General features: G+C 72.5%; 23 protein-coding genes. 22 read left to right on the top strand and 1 reads right to left on the bottom strand.

What is annotated here, in order from left to right:
• The first annotated feature begins 12 nt into the window (after positions 1-12).
• The 22 genes from ACCP09_RS13945 to ACCP09_RS14050 all read left to right on the top strand — a co-directional run bounded on the left by ACCP09_RS13945 (position 13) and on the right by ACCP09_RS14050 (position 22,127).
• Positions 13-1,185: an acyl-CoA dehydrogenase family protein gene (locus tag ACCP09_RS13945; protein WP_433746576.1), complete on the top strand. Its 1,173-nt coding sequence runs from the start codon at positions 13-15 to the stop codon at positions 1,183-1,185.
• An 8-nt stretch (positions 1,186-1,193) separates the two neighbouring features.
• A complete protein-coding gene (locus ACCP09_RS13950; RefSeq protein WP_433746579.1) occupies positions 1,194-1,982 on the top strand; it encodes an SDR family NAD(P)-dependent oxidoreductase in 789 nt (262 codons plus the stop codon).
• A 56-nt stretch (positions 1,983-2,038) separates the two neighbouring features.
• Positions 2,039-2,308, top strand: a complete 270-nt coding sequence (locus ACCP09_RS13955) for an OB-fold domain-containing protein (protein ID WP_354713701.1) — start codon at positions 2,039-2,041, stop codon at positions 2,306-2,308.
• A complete protein-coding gene (locus ACCP09_RS13960) occupies positions 2,305-3,447 on the top strand; it encodes a thiolase family protein (protein ID WP_433746584.1) in 1,143 nt (380 codons plus the stop codon). The genes ACCP09_RS13955 and ACCP09_RS13960 overlap by 4 nt, the downstream gene beginning before the upstream one ends.
• Positions 3,448-3,459: 12 nt before the next feature.
• On the top strand, positions 3,460-4,986 hold the full coding sequence (locus ACCP09_RS13965; protein ID WP_433746586.1) for a class I adenylate-forming enzyme family protein: 1,527 nt from the start codon (positions 3,460-3,462) through the stop codon (positions 4,984-4,986).
• Positions 4,983-6,083 carry a CaiB/BaiF CoA transferase family protein gene (locus tag ACCP09_RS13970; protein ID WP_433746589.1) on the top strand — a complete coding sequence of 367 codons (1,101 nt, stop codon included), beginning with the start codon at positions 4,983-4,985 and terminating at the stop codon, positions 6,081-6,083. The genes ACCP09_RS13965 and ACCP09_RS13970 overlap by 4 nt, the downstream gene beginning before the upstream one ends.
• Positions 6,080-6,946: a 2-dehydropantoate 2-reductase gene (locus ACCP09_RS13975; protein WP_433746592.1), complete on the top strand. Its 867-nt coding sequence runs from the start codon at positions 6,080-6,082 to the stop codon at positions 6,944-6,946. The genes ACCP09_RS13970 and ACCP09_RS13975 overlap by 4 nt, the downstream gene beginning before the upstream one ends.
• Entirely contained in the window at positions 6,946-7,917 is a 972-nt protein-coding gene (locus tag ACCP09_RS13980) for an NADPH:quinone oxidoreductase family protein (RefSeq protein WP_433746595.1), read from the top strand. Before ACCP09_RS13975 ends, ACCP09_RS13980 begins: the two co-directional genes overlap by 1 nt.
• 884 nt (positions 7,918-8,801) lie before the next feature.
• A complete protein-coding gene (locus ACCP09_RS13985) occupies positions 8,802-9,554 on the top strand; it encodes an alpha/beta hydrolase family protein (protein WP_433746598.1) in 753 nt (250 codons plus the stop codon).
• A 17-nt stretch (positions 9,555-9,571) separates the two neighbouring features.
• The gene (locus ACCP09_RS13990) at positions 9,572-10,126 is read left to right on the top strand and encodes a maleylpyruvate isomerase N-terminal domain-containing protein (RefSeq protein WP_433746601.1); all 555 of its coding nucleotides are present in this window, start codon (positions 9,572-9,574) and stop codon (positions 10,124-10,126) included.
• A gap of 69 nt (positions 10,127-10,195) precedes the next feature.
• Complete coding sequence (locus tag ACCP09_RS13995) at positions 10,196-11,110, top strand: LysR family transcriptional regulator (RefSeq protein ID WP_433746604.1); 915 nt, start codon at positions 10,196-10,198, stop codon at positions 11,108-11,110.
• Between the two features lie 91 nt (positions 11,111-11,201).
• Positions 11,202-12,320: an LLM class flavin-dependent oxidoreductase gene (locus tag ACCP09_RS14000; RefSeq protein WP_433746607.1), complete on the top strand. Its 1,119-nt coding sequence runs from the start codon at positions 11,202-11,204 to the stop codon at positions 12,318-12,320.
• Positions 12,317-13,222: a fumarylacetoacetate hydrolase family protein gene (locus tag ACCP09_RS14005; RefSeq protein WP_433746610.1), complete on the top strand. Its 906-nt coding sequence runs from the start codon at positions 12,317-12,319 to the stop codon at positions 13,220-13,222. Before ACCP09_RS14000 ends, ACCP09_RS14005 begins: the two co-directional genes overlap by 4 nt.
• On the top strand, positions 13,219-14,088 hold the full coding sequence (locus ACCP09_RS14010; protein WP_433746611.1) for an ornithine cyclodeaminase family protein: 870 nt from the start codon (positions 13,219-13,221) through the stop codon (positions 14,086-14,088). Before ACCP09_RS14005 ends, ACCP09_RS14010 begins: the two co-directional genes overlap by 4 nt.
• Positions 14,085-15,017 carry a 4-hydroxy-tetrahydrodipicolinate synthase gene (gene dapA / locus ACCP09_RS14015; RefSeq protein ID WP_433746614.1) on the top strand — a complete coding sequence of 311 codons (933 nt, stop codon included), beginning with the start codon at positions 14,085-14,087 and terminating at the stop codon, positions 15,015-15,017. Before ACCP09_RS14010 ends, dapA begins: the two co-directional genes overlap by 4 nt.
• Positions 15,018-15,044: 27 nt before the next feature.
• Positions 15,045-16,367 (top strand): MFS transporter, encoded by a 1,323-nt coding sequence (locus tag ACCP09_RS14020; RefSeq protein WP_433746616.1) that lies wholly within the window; start codon positions 15,045-15,047, stop codon positions 16,365-16,367.
• Positions 16,367-17,491 carry a hypothetical protein gene (locus ACCP09_RS14025; protein ID WP_433746619.1) on the top strand — a complete coding sequence of 375 codons (1,125 nt, stop codon included), beginning with the start codon at positions 16,367-16,369 and terminating at the stop codon, positions 17,489-17,491. Before ACCP09_RS14020 ends, ACCP09_RS14025 begins: the two co-directional genes overlap by 1 nt.
• 5 nt (positions 17,492-17,496) lie before the next feature.
• A complete protein-coding gene (locus ACCP09_RS14030) occupies positions 17,497-18,681 on the top strand; it encodes a cytochrome P450 (protein ID WP_433746622.1) in 1,185 nt (394 codons plus the stop codon).
• On the top strand, positions 18,678-18,881 hold the full coding sequence (locus ACCP09_RS14035; protein WP_123686388.1) for a ferredoxin: 204 nt from the start codon (positions 18,678-18,680) through the stop codon (positions 18,879-18,881). The genes ACCP09_RS14030 and ACCP09_RS14035 overlap by 4 nt, the downstream gene beginning before the upstream one ends.
• The gene (locus ACCP09_RS14040) at positions 18,878-20,050 is read left to right on the top strand and encodes an NAD(P)/FAD-dependent oxidoreductase (RefSeq protein WP_433746626.1); all 1,173 of its coding nucleotides are present in this window, start codon (positions 18,878-18,880) and stop codon (positions 20,048-20,050) included. The genes ACCP09_RS14035 and ACCP09_RS14040 overlap by 4 nt, the downstream gene beginning before the upstream one ends.
• On the top strand, positions 20,047-20,571 hold the full coding sequence (locus ACCP09_RS14045; RefSeq protein ID WP_433746629.1) for a flavin reductase family protein: 525 nt from the start codon (positions 20,047-20,049) through the stop codon (positions 20,569-20,571). Before ACCP09_RS14040 ends, ACCP09_RS14045 begins: the two co-directional genes overlap by 4 nt.
• Positions 20,572-20,582: 11 nt before the next feature.
• Entirely contained in the window at positions 20,583-22,127 is a 1,545-nt protein-coding gene (locus ACCP09_RS14050) for an AMP-binding protein (RefSeq protein ID WP_433747056.1), read from the top strand.
• 336 nt (positions 22,128-22,463) lie between these two features.
• On the opposite strand, the gene ACCP09_RS14055 is transcribed toward ACCP09_RS14050, so the two are convergent.
• Complete coding sequence (locus tag ACCP09_RS14055; RefSeq protein ID WP_433746632.1) at positions 22,464-23,120, bottom strand: TetR/AcrR family transcriptional regulator; 657 nt, start codon at positions 23,118-23,120, stop codon at positions 22,464-22,466.
• Between the last annotated feature and the right edge of the window lie 104 nt (positions 23,121-23,224).

Here is a 23,224-nt window from a genome sequence, read left to right on the forward strand (position 1 = left end):
ACAAGGACGAACATGGACGACACCGACCACCAGAAACTGCGCCAGGCCATCGCGCGGGCGATGACCGATCTGATCCCGCCGATGGAGGACCGGATCGAGGACACCGACTGGATCCCGAAGGACGTCCTCGTGCCCGCGCTGCGCGAGGTGAACGCGTTCGGGCTGCTGCTGCCCGAGCGGTACGGCGGATCCGGCCTCACCGTGTCGCAGTACCTGCCGATCCTCGCCGACCTCTCCCGCATCCACGGCGGCCTGCGCGGCTTCGTGCACGCGCACAACTCCTCGGCGCACGTCTTCGAGATGCTAGCCAGCGACGAGCAGAAGGACGCGCTGCTGCCCCTCGTGGCCACCGGTCACGCGTCCTTCGGCATGGGCATCACCGAACCCGACCACGGCACCGGAGCCGACATCGGCACCCGCTGCCTGCGCGACGGCGAGAACTACCGGATCGACGGGCAGAAGTGGCTGACCACCAACTCGGACTGGGTGAGCCACTTCATCGTCTTCGCCAAGACCGACCCGGCTGCCGGGGCCCACGGGGTGAGCGCCGTCCTCGTCGAGCGGGACCGGCCCGGCCTGACGATCGCGCCGCTGCCCGGCACCCTGGGCACCCGCGGGCTGCAGCACGGCCACCTCACCTTCGACGGTGTGGTCGTGCCGGTGACCAACCGGCTCGGCGAGGAGGGGCAGGGACTCGGCCTGATCGAGCACGGCATGGAGGTCAGCCGCGTCTTCGTCGCCGCCTCGTCGCTGGGCACCGCCGAAGAGGCCCTCGCGCTCAGCGTGGCCCGCGCCAACGAGCGGGTCACTTTCGGCAAGCCCATCGGCACCCGGCAGGCGGTCCAGCGCTACCTGGCCGAGATGGCCACCGACGTCTACGCCCTGCGCGCGATGCTGGAGGACGCCGCGGCCAAGCTCGACGCCGGGCTGCGCATCCCCATCGAGGCCTCGGCCTGCAAGCTGTTCGGCTCCGAAGCCGTCTGCCGCGTCACCGACCGGGCCCTGCTCGTGTTCGGCGGGATCGGGTTCACCCGCAAGTACCCGATCGAACGCATGCTGCGCGACGCGCGCGCGAACGTCGTCGAGGAAGGCCCGCCGACCATCCAGCAGTTCGTGATCGCCCGCAACCTCCTGGACGGCGCCACGTTGCGCGGTCCGTCCATCTTCGAACCCACGCACCTGTGAGGCACCTGATGAACCAGAACGTGTTGTCCATGCGGGGCCGGGTCGCCCTGGTGACCGGTGCCGGCCAGGGCGTCGGCCGCGCCGTCGCCCTGCACTTCGCCGCCCACGACGCCCGCGCCGTGGTGATCAACGACTTCTACGAAGACCGCGCCGAGAAGGTCGCCGAAGAGGTTCGCGGCCAAGGCGTCGAGGCCCTCCCGCTGGCGTTCGACGTCACCGACTACGCCCAGGTCGCCGACGCGTTCGCCCGCGTGCAGAAGGAATACGGCGAACTGCACGCGCTCGTCAACAACGCCGGCAACGCCGGACCCGCCGGCCAGGCGGGTTTCTCCGACTTCTGGTCCGAGGAACCGGCGGACTGGGACCGCTGGCTGGGCACCAACCTCTACGGCGTGCTCAACTGCGTCCGGCACGGGGTGCCGCTGATGCGCGAGCACGGCACCGGCCGCGTGGTCACCGTGATCTCCGACGCGGGACGCCAGGGCGAGCCGGGGCTGGAGGTGTACTCGGCCGCCAAAGCCGGTGCGGCCGGGTTCACCAGGGCTGTCGCGCGCAGCACCGGCCGGTTCGGCATCACCGCGAACGCCGTGTCGATCGGCGCCACCCGCACACCCTTCGTCGAGGACATCCTCAACGACGAGGCGGCGGCCAAGGCACAGCTCAAGCGGTACGTCATCCGCCGCTTCGGCGAACCCGAGGACATCGCGAACATGATCCTGTTCCTCAGCTCCAACGCGGCTTCGTGGGTGACCGGGCAGACGATCCCGGTCAACGGCGGCTACTCGGTGACGCTGTGAGCGCGCCCGGCCTGCCCGCCCGCCGCTGTGCGCGTTGCGAAGCGGCATTCCCGTCGGTGGAGAGCTCCGGCCGCTGCCCGTTCTGCGGCAACACCTGGCTCTCCGACACCACGCTGTCGTCCACCGGGACGGTCGTGACCAGCACCGTGGTCCGCGTCGCGCCACCCGGCACCGAGGTGCCGTACACGCTGGCCTACGCCGACTTCGCGCCGGGCGCGCGGCTGTTCGCGCGGGTGCGCGGCGCCGCGCCGATCGGCGCGACCGTCCGGCTGGTGCCCGCGCCGGAACCCGATCACTACGTCTTCGAGCCGGAGGAGAAGCCATGACGAACAGGCGTGTCGCCGTGATCGGCACCGGTCTGGTGCCCTTCGGCAAGCACGAGGACACCGGCCTCGAAGAACTGGGCATCACGGCGGCCGAGGCCGCGCTCGCCGAATCTGGGTGCGAACCGGGTCGGATCGGCGCGGTCTTCTCATCGAACGTCCTCGGCGGTGGTGGCGCCGGACAGCGGATCCTGGCCGGTGTGGGCGTGTTCGGCGTGCCCGCGGTCAACGTCGAGAACGCCTGCGCGAGCGGGACCACCGCCGTGCACCTGGCCCGCCTGGCGATCGAGTCCGGCCGGCACGACGTGGTCCTGGTGGTCGGCGCGGAGAAGATGACCGGGAAGTTCCAGGGTGGGATCACCCTGGACCGGACCGACCGGCCCACCCTGCTGGGCCTGACCATGCCCGCCATCTACGCGCTCAACGCCCAGCGCTACGCCCACGACACCGGCGCCGCTCTCGACGACTTCGCCGAGGTGAGCGTGAAGAACCGCGCCGCGGGGGCGCGCAACCCGCACGCGATGTTCCGGCAACCCCTCACGCGGGAGGAGGTGCTCGGCTCCCGTCCCGTCGCCGATCCGCTGACCCTGCTGCAGTGCTGCGCGAACGCCGACGGCGCGGCAGCGCTGGTGCTGGCCGCCGAGCACGTGGTGGAGTCCCGGCACGATCCGGTGTGGCTGCTCGGCTCCGGGCTCGCCTCGGGCACCGCGACGGGTCCGAAGACGGAGTTCGGCACCTCGCGTCCGTCGGCGCTGGCCGCCGGGCAGGCGTACGCGGCGGCCGGGCTCACCGCGGCCGCCATCGACTTCGCCGAGGTGCACGACGCCTTCACCATCGGCGAGATCACCTCGGTCGAAGCGCTCGGGCTGGCGAGCCAGGGCAAGGCGCTGGCCGCGGTGGTGGCCGGGGAGTTCAGCCCCGGCGGGCGGGTGCCAGTCAACGCCAGCGGCGGGCTGCTCGCCAAGGGACATCCGGTCGGCGCGACCGGGGTCGGCCAGGTCGTCGAGCTGACCACCCAGCTGCGCGGTGTCGCGGGGGAGCGGCAGGTCGGGGGCGCCCGGATCGGCCTGTCCCACACGGTCGGCGGCGGGGTGGCGACGCTCGACGCGATCGCCAGCGGCGTCGTGATCGCCGGTGTGTGAGCGGGGCCCGCGATGACTGTCACGCCGACCCTCGCCGGTCTGCTCAGCCGTGCTCACGACCGGTACGCCGAGCTGATCGCCCTGCGCGAGGGAACCACCGCCCTCGCCTACGGCGAGCTGGGCTCGCTCGTGCGCCGCGCGATCGCCGGGCTGGCCGAGCGCGGACTGCGGCCCGGTGACCGGGTGGTCACGATCGCCGCGAACTCCCTCGCGTACGCGGTCCTCGACCAGGCCTGCTTCCTCGGCGGGTTCGTGCGGGTCGGCGTCAACCGCCGGCTGAACCCGCACGAACTCCCGTCGATCCTGGCCACCGCGAAGCCCGCGCTGCTGTGCGCCGACGCGGAGTGGGCCGCCCGCCTCGACGCCGAGCCGTCCGTGCGGGCCGGCCTGCCGGTGCTCGACCTGGAGCGGGACTTCGCCGCGCTCACCGACCGCGCGGACCCGGGGCCCGCTCCGCTGCCGCCGCCGGACGCCCCGGCGGCCCTGCTGTTCACCTCCGGCACGACCGGGGAGCCGAAAGCGGTGGTCGCCACCCAGCGCGCGATGGCGTCGATGGTCCGCAACGTGCTGGTCGCCTTCCCGGTCCAGCCCGGCGACCGGGCGCTGCAGGCCATTCCGCTGAGCCACGCCGCCGGGCACCTCGTGCCTGCCTTCGCCTGCCACGGCGCGGACCAGGAGGTGCTGCCCGGATTCGTGGTCGACGAGGTGCTGCGGCGGATCGTGCGGGACCGGGTGTCGGTGGTCTCCGCGGTGCCCACCGTCGTGGGGCCGCTGGCCCGGGCGGCGCTGGCGGGCGGGCACGACGTGTCCGCGCTGTCGGCGATCGTCTACGGCGGGTCGCCCATCGGCCAGTCCGACCTCGCGACCGCGGTTGAGGCGTTTCCGCACGCGCTGTACCAGGTCTACGCGCAGAGCGAGAGCCTGCTGCCGGTCACCGTGCTCACCCCCGCCGACCACCGCGCCGCCGTCGGATCCAGCCCGGAACTGGCCGGCTCGGCGGGGCGGGCGGTGCCGTTCCTGGACCTGCGCATCGCCGACACCGCCGGGAAACCTTGCCCCGCCGGCGAGCCCGGCGAGGTGCAGCTGCGGGGTGACACGGTGATGACCGAGTACTTCGAGAACCCCGCGGCCACGGCCAAGGCGCTGGAACCGGACGGCTGGCTGCACACCGGCGACGTCGGCTACCTGGACGCCACCGGCCACCTCCACCTGGTCGACCGCCTCAGCGACGTGATCATCACCGGCGGATTCAACGTGATGCCGTCCGAAGTGGAGCGTGTGCTGGCCGCGATGCCCGGCGTGCGGGACGCCGCGGTGTTCGGGGTGCCGGACCCCCGGTGGGGCGAAACCATCTGCGCCGCGCTCGCGGTGGACGGTCCCCCACCGGCGCTGGAGGAGGTGCAGGAGTTCTGCCGTGCGCGGCTGGCCCGGTTCAAGGTTCCGCGGCGGCTGGTCATGCTGGACGACCTGCCCTACAACGCGACGGGCAAGCTCGACCGGCGCGGGCTGCGGGCCCGCTTCCGCGAGGTGCCGGCGTGACCGCCGGACCGCTCGACGGGGTGCGGGTGGTCAACCTCAGCGAAACCGTGCCCGGCCCGCTCGCGGCGCTGCTGCTGGCCGATCTGGGCGCTGAAGTGATCACCGTCGAGCGCCCGCCGCCCGGGGACCCGGCCCGGCGGTTCCCCGCGGTGTTCGCCGCGCTGTCGCGCAACCAGCGTGCGGTGTCGCTCGACGTGGCCGATCCACGCGGGCTCGGGCTCTTCGCACGCCTGGCCGAGCGCGCCGACGTGATCCTGGTGGGCCAGCGGCCCGCGACCGCACGCAAGCTCGGCGTCCACCCGGACCAGTTGCGCGCCCGCTTCCCGGACGCCTCCGTGGTGAGCGTGTCCTCGTTCGGGCTGACCGGTCCCGGCGCGTCCCGGCCCGGCCACGACCTGGTCTTCCAGGCCATCGCCGGACTGCTCGACGGGCCGCCGGGGGCGGTGCCGGTGGTCGACATGGTGTCCGGGTTCCTCACCGCGATCGCCGCCCTCGCCGCGATCGCGGGGCACAACCGGGACGGGCGGGCGCGCACGGTCGAGACCGCGATGTTCGACGGCGCACTGGCCCTGAACACCTTCGCCCTGACCCGCGAGCTCGCCGGGCTGCCCGCGGACGCCACCCCGGTCGCGCCCGCGGGGTACGGGGTCTACCGGCTCGGCGACGGGTCGCGGGTGTGCCTGGCCGTCTCCTACGAAGCACACCACTGGCGTGCGCTGTGCGAAGCCCTCGACCTGCCGGATCTGGCGGGCTTGCCGTTCGAGGAACGCGTGGCACGCCGCGACGAGATCGACGGGACGCTCGCCGGCAGGATGCGGGAGTGGCCCGCCGAGGCCGTCCGCAAGGTCCTCGCCACGGCGGGCGTTCCGGCGGAACCGGTTCACGGCCCCGCGGAAGTCGTGCGCACCGCCGAATTCGCCGGGCGCACCCTCGGCGGGCGTCACCTCGCCGCGCCGTTCCTGATCGACGGGCGGCGCGCGGGCGCGGCGCGGGGCGTGCCGAGGATCGGCCGGGACACCGGGGCGGTGTTCGCCGAGCTGGGACTCGGCCCGGCCGAGCTCGCCCGGCTCGCGGCGGAGGGGGTGGTCGTCCTATGACGTCCGTGGCCGTCGTCGGCGCGGGCGGCATCGGCACCGTGCTGGCCGCGGCGTTCGCCGATGCCGGGCACGACGTGGTCGTCTGCGCCCGTTCCACGCCGGGTCCGCTGATCCTGGAACGCGGCGGGACGTCGACGAAGCTCGACGTGCGGGTGCTGACCGAACCGGATGCACTGTCGAATGTGGACTGGGTGCTGCTGTGCACGAAGGCCCACGACACACCGGCCGCGGCCGCGTGGCTGGAGCGTTCGTGCGCCGCGGGAACGACGGTGGTGGTGTGCCAGAACGGGATCGGCCATGCCGACCGGATCGCCGGCCTGACCGGGCCCGCGCAGGTGCTGCCCGCCCTGGTCTACATCGCGGCCGAACGGGTGGCGCCCGGACGGGTCCGCCACCACCGCGGCGCGCGGCTCGTGGTGCCGGCGGGGGACGCCGCTGCCCGACTGGCCGGACTGGTCCCGGGCCTCGACATCACTGCCGAGCCGGATTTCCGGACCGCGTCGTGGCGCAAGCTGCTGACCAACGTGGCCGCCAACGCGGTGACGGCGCTGACGACGCGGCGGATGGACGTACTCGGTGAGCCGGAGATCCGGGAGCTGGTCACGGCCCTGCTGACCGAGGCGGTCGCGGTGGGACGTGCGGTGGGAGTGAACCTCGGCCCGGCGGACGTGGCCGCCACCGTGAGCTTCTACGACCAGCTGGGTCCTGCGGACGGCACCTCGATGCTCTACGACCGCCTGGCCGGGCGGCCCACCGAGTACGAGCTGTTCAACGGCGCGGTGACCCGGCTGGGCCGCAAGCACGGTGTTCCCACCCCGGCCAACCAGGCCGTCTACGCCCTGCTCGGCGCGGGCGAACCCTGATGCGGGCCGTCCTCGCGACCACGCTCACCGGGCCGGAGGGACTGCGGACCGGGGAGATCGCGGAGCCGGACGGGCGGGATCGCGTCGTCGTCGACGTGCGGTACGCGGGCGTCGCGTTCCCCGACCTGCTGCAGACCCGCGGCCGCTACCAGGTCCGGCGGACGGCGCCGTTCGTGCCCGGCGCCGAGGCGGCGGGCATCGTCCGGTCGGCGCCGGAGTCGAGCGGGTTCCACCCCGGCCAGCGGGTGGCGGTGATCGCGGAGGGCACCTGGCAGGAGGTGGTCGCGGCGGACCCGACGATGGTGTTCCCGCTGCCCGACGGTGTTCCGCTGGCCACCGCGGCCGGCTTGCCGCTCAACCACTTCACGGCCCACTGCGCGCTCGTGCGGCGGGCCCGGGCGCGGCCGGGGGAGACGGTGCTGGTGCACGGCGCCGCGGGCGGGGTGGGCAGCGCGGCCCTCGGTCTGTGCCGCGCACTGGACCTGCACGCGATCGCCGTGGTGAGCACCGGCTCGAAGGCCGCGTTCGCCCGGGCGGCCGGTGCGACCGAGGTGGTGTGCGGTGCGGACTGGGCCGACCAGGTGCGCTTCCACACCGCCGGGCGGGGCGTGGACATCGTCCTGGACCCGGTCGGCGGCGACCGGTTCACCGAGAGCCTGCGCCTCCTCGCGCCGGAGGGCCGCCTGGTCGTGCTCGGCTTCACCGCGGGCGCCATCCCGGAGGCGAAGGTGAACCGCCTGCTGCTGCGCAACACCGCCGTCCTGGGTGCCGGCTGGGGCGAGATCGCCGTCCGCGAACCCACCTACCCCCGTACACAGTGGACGGAGCTGGAGGCGCTGCTGGAGCGCGGGCGGCTGTTCGTCCCCGAGCCGGAGGTCCTGCCATTCACCGACGCCGGTGCCGCACTGCACCGGCTCGAAGACCGGACCGCGACCGGGAAGATCGTTCTCGCGTTCCATCAGCTTCCGTGAAACTGCCGACCTGCCCGACCATCGCCGACAGGGACACCGGGGGCCGGGCCTCCCGGGATTCCTCGCCGATGGCTTCATGCTCGACTCCGACCTGTTCGCCGTCCAGGTCGAGGCGCTGATTCCGGGTATCACCTGGGATGCGCGCGGGCACGGCGGCACCACCGACGACGGCGAACGCACTGGGCGTCGAGCGGGCTGTGATCGGCGGCCACAGCCAGGTCGTCAGCACCGCGGACACCGGCGAGCGCCGGGACGTGGTGGCCCGGTGGGAGACCGAGGGCGCGACCGACGAACTGTGCCACGCGCTGACGCAGATGACCTTCGGCGACGACACCGAACCGTGGATCGCGAAGTGCTCACCCCGACGACCTCACCGGCCGACTGGGACAGATCAGCGCCGAAGCCGGGACTACGCCGCCCGCTCCCAACCCCCGCTCGGTCGTCGCTGCCGCGGGCGCACCGCACGGCAGTTGCGACACGCACCCGGAACCAGGCAACGAGGCGATCTTCGAGGTCCTCCGCGACCTGCCCGCCCAGTGAAAGCGCCTGCGCAGGAGTGGAATCGATTGGCGGCAGGAGTCACGCCGCCCTCGTCGTCGAGGGTGCAGAACAGGGGGCGCAGCCGGACCTGGAGCATACGAAGAACGCTATCGACCTATCACGAAATTCGTAGTGGTGTCATGGGACCTGGAGCCTTAGCGTTCTTGGCACCAGACGGACGAGGAGATCCGCGGTGCACCCCGCTGCTCACCGGCTTCGCCCGTGGGAAGGGCTGCCCGGAGAACCGACCTCGCACGCCCCGGCGCTGCAGCCGGCCACATCGCCGGCGGCCGATTGGCGGCCGTCGGTTCACCTCAGACCGGCTGAGTCTGGAAAGGACGCACATGACCCAGGTTGCAGACACTGAAGGAACCCTGCCGACTCGCGCCGAGCTCGTCGCCGGTCTGGTCTCCGCTATGGCGAACCCGGCGCGCTCGCCGATCCTCCGCTCGCCGGCGGACGACGGCATCGCCTTCTCCGACATCTTCTTCCCTGCGATGGACGGCGTGACGATCGAGGGCTGGTACATCCCGGGCGACAGCGATCGTCTGATCATCGCCAACCACCCGATCTGGGCCAACCGCTACGGCTTCCCCGGGCACCTCAAGCCCTACAGCGATGCCTGGGAGGCGAGCGGCAACAACATCGAAGTCAACTTCATGCCGGACTACAAGCACCTGCACGAAGCCGGCTACCACATCCTGGCCTACGACCTGCGCAATTTCGGCCAGAGCGCGGCCGGTAGCGGCGGCGCGGTGGGCAACGGTATACGCGAGTATCGCGATGTGATCGGCTCGCTGCGTTACGTCCGCTCGCAACCGGACCTCAAGGACCTGCGCCGCGCGACCAGCATGGAACTGAAAGACATGGACATGCCGCAGTACGCCACGGCAGTGGATGTGCCGACGCTGCTGCTGCAGGTCCGCAACGACACGATGACCACCCCCGACGACGTGCAGGCGATCTTCGACGCCATGCCGACCGACCGGAAGGATCTCATCTGGATCGAGGGCACGAACCGGCGTTTCGACGGCTACAACTACCTGCCCCAGAACCCGCAGCCGATGCTCGACTGGTTCGAGCGCTTCGTCGCCTGACTCGCCACCGACGCGAAATGGAAACCTGGCTCAAGGAACTGGTAACTCAGATCGACGATGCGACGGCACGACTGATCGTGACAGTCGGCGGGCTGACCGATGAACAGGTTCGAGAACCGTCCTTGCTGCCCGGCTGGACCCGGGGCCACGTCCTCACCCACATCGCACGCGCGGCCGAGGCTCACCGGAATCTGTTGGAGGCGGCCCGCACCGGCACCGACATCCCCGCCTATACGAGCCAACATGCCCGCGACACGGCCATCGAGGACGGTGCGAGCCGGCCGGTCGCGGAACACGTAGCCGACATCGAACGGACGGCAGCGGCATTCCGGGCCGCCGTCGACACGGTGCCCGATGCCGCATGGACGACCCGAGTCACCATTCTGCACCTCGAGCCGTTCCCGGCCAGCCAAGTCGTGCTACGCAAGCTCGTCGAACTCGAATTGCACCACGTCGACCTGAACGCCGGCTACCGTCCGGCCGACTGGCCGGTCACCTTCAAGTCCCTGGAATTGCCCGAACCCATGCGAAGCCAGGCCGTCGACCGTTTGTCCTGGTTCTCCGCGACGTAATTCCACGGCGCCGACGCACCGTCCATAACGCAATTCACAGGCGAGCTTGCCAGTGATAACGTCGCGGTTATGGACACGCGCGTTCCGCTGCGTCGGCTGGAGATGTTCTGCCTCGTGGTCGACGAGGGCGGTGTCACGCGCGCCGCCAAGCGGTTGATGATCGCACAGCCCGCGGTGTCGGCCCAGATGACATCCCTGGAGAAGACGCTGGGCGCCGAACTCTTCGTCCGCGCCGGCAGCCGTCTCGTCCTCACCGAGGCGGGGCAGCGCGTCTACCACTGGGCCAAGGAAGTCCTCGCCGGCAGCGTCCAGGTGCAACGCGACGTCGACGAACTCGCGGCGGGCACCGCGGGGTCGGTGGTCGTCGCCGCGAGCATGGCCATCGGGACCTACCTGCTGCCTCCGATCATGACCGGTCTGCGCAGACGGCGGCCGGGCGCGGAGATCACCGTCCACATCAACGAACCCGCCGTGGCGCTGCGGTCGGCGCAGCTGGGCGAGGTCGACTTCGCGGTGACGAGCTGGCTCGACGAGGACGTTCCCGAGGCGTTGTCCGCCGAGAAACTGTGGGAGGAACCGCTGATCCTCTGCGCGAGCCCGGACGGCCCGCCCGACGCCGACGAGGTGCGGGTCCGTGACCTCGCCACGCTGCCCTTCGTCGGCGTGCCCACGACCGTCGCCTTCCACCGGCTGCTGCAGGTCCAGTTGCACGCCCACGGCATCGCCGATCTCCCGGTGACGATCCGGCTGGGGCACGCCGAAGCGATCAAACAGGCCGTCGCGGACAACGGCTGGGTCTGCTTCGCGCCCTGGTACGCGGTGGCCCGCGACCTGGCGGACGGTCGGCTCCGCCAGGTCCGGCTCGCCGACGCGTCCTTCCACGAGGGCATCGGGCTCTACCACCGCACCGCCAAGTACTTCTCGCCGTTGCAGACCGCCGCGCTCGACGCCCTGCGCGAGGCGGCGTCCCGCCACACCGCATAAGAGTTTCCTTATGCAGTCATCCGATTCTTGGTAGTGGTGTTATCGGCCTGGCCTCCTTAGCGTGGTGTCACCACAGACGAGGAGGTCTGCGATGAACCCGCTGCTCGGCGACAACACCCTCAAGCTCGGCCTGTTCTGCACCAACGGATCCGGCGCCGCACTGACACTCGTGCCCGAGGCGCACACCACGTCCTGGGACTTCTCGCTGCGGACCGCACAGGCCGCGGACCGCGCCGGGTTCGAGGCCGTCGTGCCGTTCGCGCGCTGGAAGGGCTACGCCCCGAACCGGCCGGGACACAAGGCCGGCACGGTCCTGGACCCCTTCACCTGGGCGGCCGGGATCGCCGCGGCCACGGAGCGGATCGGCGTGTTCGCCACGTCCCACGCCCCCACGATGCACCCGATCGTCGCGGCGAAGCAGTCCGCCACGGTCGACCTCATCTCCGGCGGTCGGTTCGCCCTCAACGTCGTCGGCGGCTGGAACCGTCCCGAACTGGAGATGTTCGGCGCCCCGATGCGCGAACACGACGAGCGCTACGACCACCTCGCCGAATGGCTCGAGGTGATCGAGAAGCTGTGGAACGAGACCGAGGAGTTCGACTTCCACGGCCGGTTCTTCGACGTCCTCGGCGGGGTGTCGATGCCCAAGCCGCACCAGAGGCACATCCCGATCATGAACGCCGGCGGTTCGCCGCGCGGCATGCGGTTCGCCGCCGAGCATGCCGACCTGTGCTTCGTCATCGTCCAGAGCGAGGACGAGGCGAAGGTCCGCCAGCAGGTCCAGGGCTACAAGGCGATGGCCCGCGACGAGTTCGGGCGCGACGTCAAGGTGTGGACCCACACCGTCGTCGTGCAGCGGGACACCGACGCCGAGGCGGAAGCGTACCTGCGCCGCTTCTCCGTGGAGTACGAGGACACCGAGAGCGTCGACGCGTGGATGCGGTTGCAGGGCATCGAAGCGCAGACGATGCCACCCGAGGTCGCCGCCGCCATGCGGCAGCGGTTCGCCGCGGGCGCCGGCGCGTTCCCGCTCGTCGGGACGGTCGAGACGATCGCCGACCGGATGGAGATGCTCAGCGCGGCCGGCATCGACGGCACGCTGCTGACCTGGGTCGACTACGACGCCGGCCTGGCCGACTTCACCCGCGATGTGCTGCCGCTGCTGGAAAAGCGCGGCCTGCGGGCACCGGCGCCGGTGGTGACCGCGTGAGGCTCGCCCGGTTCTGCACGGCCGACGGTGGCGCCGGCTTCGGCGTCGTCGAGCGCGACACCGTCGCACGGCTCGACCACCGCGTCCCCTCCTTCGAGCACCTCCTGACCGCTCCCGCCGCGCCACGGGCGGACGACCCCCGCGTGCCACTGTCCGATGTGGAGTGGCTGCCGCCGGTCGGGGCACACCCCAAGATCATCTGCGTCGGGTTCAACTACGCGGCGCACGCCAAAGAGGCCGAACGCGACAGTGCCGCGCCCGAACATCCGACGCTGTTCATCAGGTTCCCCGATTCACTGGTCGGAGCGGGAACCCCCGTCGTGCGCCCGTTCGACGACGACTCCCTGGACTGGGAGGGCGAGGCGGCGCTCGTCATCTCCACCGGCGGACGCCGCATCCCCGCCGCCCACGCATGGCAGCACATCGCCGGTGTCACCTGCATGGCCGAGAACAGCGTCCGCACCTGGCAGCTGCACTCCGGCCAGGCGACCGCGGGCAAGAACTGGGCAGCCACCGGCGCCGCCGGTCCATGGCTGACCACAACCGACGAACTCGGCACGGCGCCCCTGCGGGTCACCACCCGCCTCAACGGCACCGTCGTCCAGGACGACACGACCGACCGGCTGACCTTCGGGTTCGCCGAGATCGTCGCCTACGTCAGCACGTTCACGCCGTTGCGCCCCGGCGACCTGATCGCGACCGGCACCCCGAAGGGCATCGGCTTCCGGATGGCCCCGCCGAGGTTCCTCCGGCCGGGCGACGAGGTGGAGGTCGAGGTGTCCGGCGTCGGCGTCCTGCGCCACGGCGTGGTCGACGAGGTCGCGCCGAAGATCGCCGAGGCGGTGGCCGGATCAGGATCTGGACGGACGCCGACGCCGCCGGACTGCGGCTGCCGCAGGTGATCGACTCGCTGGAGCGCGTCCTCACCCACGAGGCCGCAGGCACCGCATGGAACCTGGACAAAACCATGGCCACCTGGCCGGCCGCGGACGGCCGGGGGAGTGCGCACGCACTGGGCGCCGTCGACCACGAATCCGATCTGGCGGTCTTCAAGACCTGGGTGAACACCCCGGCGGGCGCGAGCGCGCTCATGACGATCTTTTCCGCCGCGGACGGAGCCCTGCTGGGCGTGGCCGAAGCCGGTGTCGCGGGCGCACTGCGGACCGCCGCGGTGTCCGGGCTCGCGACCCGGTGGCTCGCCGACCCGGCGGCCGACGAACTGGCGATCCTCGGCGCCGGGCGGCAGGCGCTGCGCCAGGTGGAGGCGGTCGCGGCCGTGCGCCCGCTGCGGCGCGTGCGCGTCTGGAACCGCACCGCCGCGAAGGCCGCGGAACTGGCCGGGCAAGTCCGCGACCGGCTGGGCCTCGACGCCGTCACCGCGGCGTCCGTGCCGGAAGCCACCGCGGGCGCGCCGATCGTCAGCCTGATCACCCGCGCGGCCGACCCGCTCCTGCGGCCGGCCCACCTCGCGTCGGGCGCCCACCTCAACGCGGTCGGCGCCATCCTGCCCTCCCACGCCGAATTCCACCACGAACTGCTGGACGACACCGATCTGACCGTCGTCGACAGCGAGCCGAACGCCCGGCGCGGATCCCGTGAACTGCGGGAGCACTACGGAGACGACTGGAGCGCGGTCCGCACGCTGGCCGAGGTCGTGACCGGGAAGGCGGCCCGCCCGGACCGCCCGCACCGCACCGTGTTCAAGGGCATGGGCATGGGGCTGTCGGACCTGGCTGTCGCCCGCCTGCTCGCCGGAGGTACCCCGTGAAGTTCCGCACCGACCCCGCCCGCATCCGCGGCTCCATCGCGCCGGTGATCACCCCCTTCACCGACGACGGAGCGGTGGACCTGGCCTCCCTGCGCGGACTGGTGCGCTGGCAGCTCGGCTCCGGCTCACACGGCATCTCCCTCGGCGGGTCGACCGGCGAGCCGGCCGCGCAGAGCCCGGCCGAGCGGATCGAGGCCATCCGGATCGTCGCCGCCGAGATCGACGACGCCGTGCCGTTCCTGCCCGGCACCGGTTCGGCCAAGCTGGACGAGACCCTGGAGATCACGGCGGCCGCCCGCGACGCTGGCGCCGACGCCGCGCTGGTCATCACCCCGTACTACGCCCGGCCGACCCAGCAGGCGCTGCACACCTGGTACTCGACGATCGCCCGGGAGTTCCCCGACCTGCCGATCGTGATCTACAACGTGCCCTCCCGCACCGCCGTGGACATCGCGCCGGAAACCGTGGCCCGGTTATTCCGCGAGCACGACAACATCGTCGGGATCAAGGAAACCACCAAGGACTTCGAACACTTCTCGCGCGTGCTCGCGGCGTGCGGGCGGGACCTGCTGGTGTGGTCGGGCATCGAGCTGCTCGGCCTGCCTTTGCTCGCGCTCGGCGGGGTGGGGTTCATCAGCGCCGTCGCCAACCTCGCCCCCACCGCGGTCGCCCGCATGTTCCAGGCGTGGGAAGCCGGCGACCACGACACGGCCCGCGACCTGCACTACGCCCTGCACCCGCTGGTCGACCTGCTGTTCGTCGAGACCAACCCCGCACCCGCGAAATGGGTCCTGCACCAGCAGGGCCGGATCGCCTCCGCGCGGGTGCGGCCACCGCTGACGACCGTGTCCGACGACGGCGTCCGGCGGGTGCGCGCCCTGCTCGCCGAGGGCGCGCACCTGCTCCCGGACCACCCCCACCCGGCCTGAGGCCGGACCAACCGAGGAGGGACGACGATGTCCGTCTCCATCACATCGCCGAGACGGTCGCGCCGCGTCGCGCTCGCCGGCCTGATCGGCACCACCATCGAGTGGTACGACTTCTTCATCTACGGCTCGGCCGCCGCCCTGGTGTTCAGCCGCCAGTTCTTCCCCAGCGCCTCACCCGCCGCGGGCGCGCTGGCCGCCCTGTCGACCTTCGCGGTCGGTTTCGTGGCCCGCCCCGTCGGCGGGGCGCTGATGGGGCACTTCGGGGACCGGATCGGCAGGCGCAGCATGCTGGTGCTCTCCCTGCTGATCATGGGCGTGGGCACGGTGCTCATCGGGCTCCTGCCGAACTACGCCACGATCGGCATCGCCGCGCCGATCCTGCTCGTGGTGCTCCGGTTCTGCCAGGGGCTCGGCGTCGGCGGCGAATGGGGCGGCGCCACGCTGCTGGCCCTCGAACACGCCGCACCGGCGCGGCGCACGCTGCACAGCTCGCTGCCCCAGGTCGGGCTGCCGCTCGGGGTCGTGCTCGGCAGCCTGGTCCTGCTGGCCGTGCGGCTGGCGACCGGCGACGCCGCCTTCGCCGCGTGGGGCTGGCGGATCCCGTTCCTGGTGAGCGCTCTGCTCGTCGTGTTCGGCCTGGTGCTGCGGCTGAAACTGGACGAGAGCCCGGAGTTCCGGCAGCTGCGGGCCCGCCGCGAGATCCACCGCGCGCCGCTGGCGGAGGTGTTGCGCGCCCCGCGCACCTGGATCCCGGCCGCCGGGCTGAACATCCTCGCGTCCGCGCTGGGGAACGTGCTGCTCGTCTTCACCCTGGGCTACGTCGCGGCCGAACGGCTGATCTCCTCGTCGGCCATGCTCGCCGTGACCATCGTCAGCGCGCTGGTGTGGGCCGCCGCGATCCCGCTCGCGGCCCTGCTCGCCGGGCGCCTGGGCCGCCGCCGGGTCATCGTCTCCGCCCTCGTCCTGCTGACGGCGTGGTCGTTCCCGTACTTCTGGCTCCTCGACACCGGCACCACCGCCGGCGCGCTGATCGCCTGCGCCGTCGCGGGACTGGGCATCGGGCTGGCGTCCGGTCCCTACGGCGCGTTCATCTCCGAGGCGTTCCCGCCCGGCATCCGCTACAGCGGATCGTCGGTGGCCTACGGCATCGGCAGCGTCCTCGGCGGCGCGATCGCGCCCATTGTCGCCACGCTCCTGCACACCGCCACCGGCGGGGCGGCGGCCGTCTCCGCCTACCTCGTCCTGGCCGGAGCGGTGAGCCTCGCCGCCAGCCTGGTCCTGCGCAGCCCCCATCCCGAGGCCACCGACACCCGGGCCGAAACCGAATCGCTCCTGGAAGGGAGAGCTTGATGACCATCACCAACACCGGACCCGCCGGCTCCACGCGGATGATCGACGTGAGCGCCGAACCGGCCGCGGCCCCGCAGCCGTGGGCGCCGGTGAAGATCACCCGCGCGGAGATCGAAGCCGAGATCCAGCGGCTCGCCGCGGCCCCGCTGCCGGCCACCGGCCGCCGCGCCGCACGCATCGTGCACCCGTCGGCGACCGCGCCGGGACTCGGCCTGGCGCCGGGCATCTCCGTCACGATCGAAGTGCTCAACCCCGGTGAGACGACCGCGCCGCTGCGGGAGAACGCCCACCGGGTGGAGATCGGCATCGCCGGCAGCGGGCGGATCGAGGTGGGTGACACCACGATCCCCTTCGCCCACCTCGACGTCGCCAACATCCCGTCGATGAAACCGTTCCGCTTCCACAACGACTCCGGCGCGGTGTGGGCGCGGCTGAGCTACTCGAACGCGCCGCTGCTGGAGAAACTCGGCGTGCACTACGCCGAGGACCTGCCACCGACCTGGCGGCCCTCGGCCGGCGGTCGCGGGAAGGCCCGCGACGAGGCCTACACGCGGAGCACCGCGCCGGACATCGCCATCGGCGACCGGGGCGCCCGCCTGCGCGGCTACGAGTTCCTCGTCGACATCGAGGTCGTCGACTCCCGCCCCCTGCACTGGCCGTGGGCGGAGGTGGCGCCGCACCTGTCGCAGGAGGCCGGTGACGGCAAGCGCACGATCATGGCGCTGTACAACCCGGCGACCCAGCGGCGACAGGGCGCGACCCACAACTTCTTCGTCACCGCTTCGGTCATGCCACCCGGCCTGCCGCCGCGGCCGCGCGGACGCGGGCACCGGCACTCCTCGGTGGCGATCAACTACCACTTCGCCGGGTCCGGGGTGAGCACAGTGGACGGCCAGGACATCGCGTGGGAAGCGGGCGACCTGCTGCTGTCGGCGCCGGGCTGGCTGGAGCACGCGCACTACCAGGGACCGGACGGGCTCGGCGTCTACACCGTCCAGGACCACCCGCTGCAGATCGGGATGGAAGCCCTGGTGTGGCAGGAAGACCTGGACGGACCGGTCCTCGCGCTGGGGTCGGAGGCCGGGCAGACCGGGTACGTCGGCCCGCGGGAGACGGGGAAGTGACCGGCGTGCCTGCTCCCGTCGCGGACTTCGACCCCTACGACCCCGCCCTCACCGAACCGACCGTGTGGGCGGCCTACGCCGCCGCCCGCGCGGCCGGCCCGGTCGTCCGGTCCCGGGCGCGGGGCGGGTTCTGGCTGGCCACCCGCTACGACGACGTCCGCGCCGCGCTGCGCGACCCCGCCACCTTCTCCTCGGCCTCCGGGCACCGCCTCCCGGTCAACGGCACCCAGCGGGCGATCCCCATCGACTTCGACCCGCCCCTGCACACCGCCTACCGCCGGCTGATGACCGAGGCGTTGTCACCGGCCCGGGTCCGGCAGCTCACCCCGTTCCTGGAGCGGACCGTGTGGGACCTCGTCGCGGGGTTCGCCGCGGCCGGCGGCGGAGACTTCGTCCGCGCGGTCGCGTTGCCCCTGCCCCTGCGGGTGCTGACCGAGGTCGTCGGGTTCTCGGCGGACACGGTGCGGCAGTTCCGGGAGCTCACCGAGGACATGTGGAGCAGGCTGGCCGCCGACGACGACACGGTCGACTTCGCGGCCATCGACCGGCGCATCCACGACCTGATGCACCACGAACTCGCCGAGCACCGGACGGCCTGGCCGGACGACTTCGTCACGAGGCTGCTCGACGCCGAGGTCGACGGCCGCGCGCTCGAGCCCGCGGAACAGGCCGGCATCCTCGCGACCTTCGCCGTCGCCGGGCACGAGACGACGATGAACTCCGCCAGCTCGCTGGTCCACCTGCTGACCGAGCACCCGGACCTGCAGGACCGGCTGCGCGCCGACCCCGCCCTCGCTCCCCGGTACGTGGAGGAGATGGTGCGGTTGCGCAGCCCCGCGCAGGGCGCGGCGAGGCGCACCGCGTGCCCGGCCGATCTCGGCGGAACACACCTGGCCGAGGGCGATGCGGTGCTGCTGGCGCTGGCGGCCGCGAACCGCGACCCCGCCCGGTTCCCCGACCCGGACCGCTTCGACCCGGACCGCGACGCGCGTGGCCACCTCGGCTTCGGCTGGGGCATCCACCAGTGCCTCGGCGCCCCGCTGGCCCGCGCCGAACTGGCGATCCTGCTGACCATCCTGTGCGCGCACCCGCCGTTGCGGGCGGCCGGAGCGCCGACCTGGAGCGGGCTGCGGGGCGGCTCCCACTTCGGCCCCGCCACACTCCCTGTCCGTTTCGAGGAGAGCACATGACCTACCGGATCGACGTGGACGCCGACCTGTGCAGCGGCTACGGCAACTGCGTCGTCGCGGCGCCCGAGGTGTTCGACCTCGACCCCGGCACCAACCTCGCCGTCGTCCAAGCGGGCCGCCCACTGCCCACCGACGACGCGGCGCTGCGCGAGGCCGAGGCGGACTGCCCGGCGCGCGCGATCAGGCTCACACGCCGATGAGGAGCCCGACAGTCGTCGTCGGCGGTTCCGTGGCCGGGGTCCGGACCGTCCAGGCGCTGCGCGCCCGCGGTTACGAGGAGGACATCGTCCTCGTCGACCAGGAACCCGGCCCGCCCTACGACAAACCCGCGCTGTCGAAAGAAATCCTGACCGGGGCCGCCGCGCAGCCACCGGCACTGGCGGACCTCGGCGGCCTCGCCGTCGACCACCGTCCCGGACTGGCCGCCACCGGACTCGACCTGGCCGCGCGGCGGCTGGTGACCGGCAGCGGGTCGATCCCGTTCGGACGGCTCGTCATCGCGACCGGGTCGCGCCCGCGGCGGCTGCCCGCCCTCGACAGCTGGGCCGGGGTCCACTACCTGCGCACCCGTGCCGATGCGGCTTCGCTCCGGGCGGAGTTCACCGGCCGGCCACGGGTGGTCGTCGTCGGTGGCGGGTTCGTCGGGGGAGAGGTGGCCTCGTCGGCGCGCGCGCTCGGGCTCGACGTCACCATCGTGGAAGCCGCGCCCCGGCTCCTGGCCCGCCTGATGCCGCCCGAGGTGTCGGACCGGGTCGCCCGGCTGCACCGCGACCACGGCGTCCACGTCCGGTGTGGACGGACCGTGACCGGCTGCCGCGGCCGGGACCGCGTCGAAGCCGTGGAACTCGACGACGGCACCCGCCTCGACGCCGATGTCGTGGTCGCCGGGATCGGCACGACCCCGGCGACCCGCTGGCTGACCGGATCCGGCCTCGTCCTCGACGACGGCGTCCGGTGCGGACCGGACCTGTCGGCCCACGGCGCGGACGGAGTCTGGGCGATCGGGGACTGCGCGCGGTGGTTCGACGTCGTTCGCCGCCGGCCGGTCCGGATGGAGCACTGGACCGCGGCCCGCGAACAGGCGTCCTTCGTCGCCGGGGTGATCGTCGGCGACGCCCCGGCCGCTGCGTTCAGCACGACCGGCTACGTGTGGTCGGACCAGCACGGGGTCCGGATCCAGCACGTCGGCCGCGTGGACGCCGCCACCACGACGTCGAGCATCCCGACCGGCGGTGGGCAGCTCTTCCTGCACCACGACGGGGACGAGCTGGTCGGCGCGACCGCGTTCGACGCGCCGCGCGACCTGCTCGCTTTCCGGCGCCGCGTGGCGTCCGCCGCGGCGCCGCTCACCGAGAGGACCCGAGGATGATCACGACGAGCAGGCCGGGCGGTCCCGGCCTCGACGAACGATCCCTGCGCGACGCGTTCGGCACCTGCCCGAGCGGCGTTGTCGCGGTCTGCGGGCTCGCGGACGGCGTGCCCGTCGGCATGGCCGTGAGCACGTTCGTGCCGGTCTCGCTGGACCCGCCGCTCGCGGCGATCTGCGTGCAGCGCACGTCACGCACGTGGGCGGTTCTGCGCACCCTGCCGGCGCTCGGCGTCAGCGTGCTGGCCGGCGGCCACGAAGACGCCGCCCGCGCCCTGGCCGCCAGGGATGGCGACCGGTTCGCCGGCCTGGCCATCGACACGACGCCGGAGGGCGCGGTGCACGTCCTCGGCGGGCCGACCCGGTTCGTGTGCTCGCTGGAGGCCGAAACCGGGGCGGGCGACCACCTGATCGCCACGCTGCGGATCCACACGGCGCGCGCCGAGCCCGCCATCGATCCCCTGGTCTTCCACCGCAGCGGATTCGCCCGCGTCAGCCGCCCACGGGAAGGGAACAGCCGGTGAACCTCGCCGAGATGTCGTTCGAGCCCCTGACGCCGACGGCGTTCCTGGACCGGGCCCGCGCCGCCCATGGCGACCGGGTCGCGGTGATCGACGGGCCGCTGCGCTGGACCTATGCGGAGCTGCACGACCGGTCGTCCCGTCTCGCGGGCGTGCTCGCGCCGCTGGCCGGGGACCGGCCCGTCGCGGTGCTCGCGCCCAACTCCCACGTCATGCTCGAGGCGCACTTCGGGGTGCCCTGGTCCGGGGTGCCGCTGCTGACCCTCAACACGCGTCTGTCTGCGCCGGAGATCGCCTACATCCTCGGGCATTCCCGGGCGGCCGTGCTCATCCACGACCCGGCCTTCGACGAGCTGGTGGACGCCGTGCTCGCCCAGCTGCCCGCACCACCGGTGCGGATCCGCGCCGGCGAGGACTACGAAACCCGGCTGGCTTCGGCGGCGCCGGTGAACCGGCGACCGCGCGACGAGCGGGGCCTGCTGTCGATCAACTACACCTCGGGCACGACCGGTCGCCCGAAGGGGGTGATGTACCACCACCGCGGGGCGTACCTGCAGGCGCTGGCGATGGTCGCGCACACCGGTCTCTCACCGTCGTCGGTGCACCTGTGGACGCTGCCCATGTTCCACTGCAACGGCTGGTGCTTCCCGTGGGCGGTGACCGCGGCCGCGGCGACGCACGTCTGCCTGCCGCGCGTCGACCCGGCGGAGGCGTGGCGCCTGATCCGGTCCGAAGGCGTGACCCACCTCGAAGGCGCGCCCACGGTGCTGTCGATGCTCGCGTACGCGCCCGAGGCCGAGCCGGTCGGCGCCACGATCCGCATCGCGACCGGCGGCGCGCCGCCGTCCCCGGCGATCCTGCGCCGGATGGCCGATCTGGGCTTCGACGTGACCCACCTGTACGGATTGACCGAGACCTACGGTCCGGCGATGCTGTGCGACTGGCGTCCGGAGTGGAACGGCCTGGACGAGACCGCCCGCGCCCGGCTGCGAGCCCGCCAGGGCGTGGGGAACATGATCGCCTGCACAGTCCGGGTGATCGCCGGCGACGGCAGCGACGTGCCCGCCGACGGCGTGACGACCGGGCAGATCGCTCTGCGCGGCAACAACGTCATGCTCGGCTACCTCCACGACGAGGAAGCGACAGCGGCCGCGGCCCCCGACGGGTGGCTGCGCACTGGGGACATCGGCGTGATCTACCCGGACGGCTACGTCGAGCTGCGCGACCGCAGCAAGGACGTGATCATCTCCGGCGGCGAGAACATCGCCAGCGTCGAGGTGGAGCAGGCGATCGCCGACCACCCGGCCGTGCTGGAGGTCGCGGTGATCGGCGTGCCGGACGACAAGTGGGGCGAGGTCCCCGCCGCGCACGTCACCCTGCACGCCGGGGCGAGCGCCACCGAGGAGGAGATCATCGCCCACGTGCGCTCCCGGCTCGCCCGGTTCAAGGCCCCGAAGTCGGTGACCTTCGGCGAGCTGCCGAAGACCTCGACCGGCAAGATCCAGAAGTACCTGCTCCGGGAGCGCGCCTGGGCCGGGGCCGAGCGCCGGATCGGGTGAGGATCGCGCCTGCACGGCATCGGGCGCGGACGCCACATGCGTCTCGGCGACCGTGCCCGCCGGTGCGGACCCCGTCGCAATTCCGGTCCGGGGCGCGCGCCGCCGGCCATTGGCGACGGGCGCTGATCACCATGGCGTTGCTGACACCTACGTCCGCCCGGTGCTGGAAGTGGCATCCGGAGTGGACGCTCGGTGCCGCTTGAGCGCGCGATGCCGGAACGCTCCTGGGTGCAGGTGAGTTCGTGGCGATGTGGCCCGACCCCTGGGTGTGCCGGTGGCGACCCGTCCACGCGCGCCGGCCGGGAGTGACTTCCCGGCACTGCGTCTCTCGGTGGACTACGCGGCGGAGTCGCGGGGATCGTCCGCGGCGAGGTCGGGCAAGGGGCGCCGGCACAGTTCGTGAGCCTCGTCGGCGTCAAGGCCCAACATGCGCAGGAGATCCTCGGCGACCTGGTCGGTGGCCGCCGAGGCGTCACGGCCGGGCTGGTTGTGCAGCAGCTGGCCGAGGCACAGCATCGCGCCGGCCACTGTGATCATCGCGAGTTCGGGGTCGCGCACGGTGAACCGGCCGGCTTCGACCGCGGCCTCGATGTCCCGGCGGGCCCGGGGCGCCAACCCGTGCTCGGAGGTCGCCAGGCGGAGCCCGTTGTTCAGCAGCACCCGGCTCAACTCGGGACGCAGCCGGTGCAGGCGGCCGCTCAGCCGGAAGCTCTGCGCGAACGCCAGCGCCGGGTCGTCCAGATCCGCGGTCAGTTCGTCCAGCAGGGCGCCGAAACGGTCCAGCGCGTCCTCCACCGCGGCCTGGAAGAGCTGCTCCTTGCTCTCGAAGTGGTTGTAGAAGGAACCCATCCCGACGTCGGCGGCCTGCGTGATCTCCAGAATCGGGACGGTTGTCTTCCCGGCTGCGATGAAGGTTTGGGCGGCCCGGAGCAGCGCGGCACGGGTTCGTGCCTTGCGCCGTGCCAGCCGGTTGCCGGTCGCGTCCCCGGTCATGCCCTCACCTCCCAAGTCGTTCGAGCCCACCTTAGCGGATCACCTCAGAGATGAGGAAATCGTCAGAACTCCTTGACTGACGGTACCGTCGTAAGTGACGATAT

Source organism: Amycolatopsis sp. 3B14 (assembly GCF_050958625.1).
Taxonomy (GTDB): domain Bacteria; phylum Actinomycetota; class Actinomycetes; order Mycobacteriales; family Pseudonocardiaceae; genus Amycolatopsis_E; species Amycolatopsis_E thermoflava.

Bases quoted from the DNA above. Each gene is read 5' to 3' on its own strand.
- ACCP09_RS13945 (WP_433746576.1), top strand. From the start codon at position 13: ATGGACGACACCGACCACCAGAAACTGCGCCAGGCCATCGCGCGGGCG.
- ACCP09_RS13950 (WP_433746579.1), top strand. From the start codon at position 1,194: ATGAACCAGAACGTGTTGTCCATGCGGGGCCGGGTCGCCCTGGTGACC.
- ACCP09_RS13960 (WP_433746584.1), top strand. From the start codon at position 2,305: ATGACGAACAGGCGTGTCGCCGTGATCGGCACCGGTCTGGTGCCCTTC.
- ACCP09_RS13965 (WP_433746586.1), top strand. From the start codon at position 3,460: ATGACTGTCACGCCGACCCTCGCCGGTCTGCTCAGCCGTGCTCACGAC.
- ACCP09_RS13975 (WP_433746592.1), top strand. From the start codon at position 6,080: ATGACGTCCGTGGCCGTCGTCGGCGCGGGCGGCATCGGCACCGTGCTG.
- ACCP09_RS13980 (WP_433746595.1), top strand. From the start codon at position 6,946: ATGCGGGCCGTCCTCGCGACCACGCTCACCGGGCCGGAGGGACTGCGG.
- ACCP09_RS13985 (WP_433746598.1), top strand. From the start codon at position 8,802: ATGACCCAGGTTGCAGACACTGAAGGAACCCTGCCGACTCGCGCCGAG.
- ACCP09_RS13990 (WP_433746601.1), top strand. From the start codon at position 9,572: ATGGAAACCTGGCTCAAGGAACTGGTAACTCAGATCGACGATGCGACG.
- ACCP09_RS13995 (WP_433746604.1), top strand. From the start codon at position 10,196: ATGGACACGCGCGTTCCGCTGCGTCGGCTGGAGATGTTCTGCCTCGTG.
- ACCP09_RS14000 (WP_433746607.1), top strand. From the start codon at position 11,202: ATGAACCCGCTGCTCGGCGACAACACCCTCAAGCTCGGCCTGTTCTGC.
- ACCP09_RS14020 (WP_433746616.1), top strand. From the start codon at position 15,045: ATGTCCGTCTCCATCACATCGCCGAGACGGTCGCGCCGCGTCGCGCTC.
- ACCP09_RS14025 (WP_433746619.1), top strand. From the start codon at position 16,367: ATGACCATCACCAACACCGGACCCGCCGGCTCCACGCGGATGATCGAC.
- ACCP09_RS14035 (WP_123686388.1), top strand. From the start codon at position 18,678: ATGACCTACCGGATCGACGTGGACGCCGACCTGTGCAGCGGCTACGGC.
- ACCP09_RS14040 (WP_433746626.1), top strand. From the start codon at position 18,878: ATGAGGAGCCCGACAGTCGTCGTCGGCGGTTCCGTGGCCGGGGTCCGG.
- ACCP09_RS14045 (WP_433746629.1), top strand. From the start codon at position 20,047: ATGATCACGACGAGCAGGCCGGGCGGTCCCGGCCTCGACGAACGATCC.
- ACCP09_RS14050 (WP_433747056.1), top strand. From the start codon at position 20,583: ATGTCGTTCGAGCCCCTGACGCCGACGGCGTTCCTGGACCGGGCCCGC.
- ACCP09_RS14055 (WP_433746632.1), bottom strand. From the start codon at position 23,120: ATGACCGGGGACGCGACCGGCAACCGGCTGGCACGGCGCAAGGCACGA.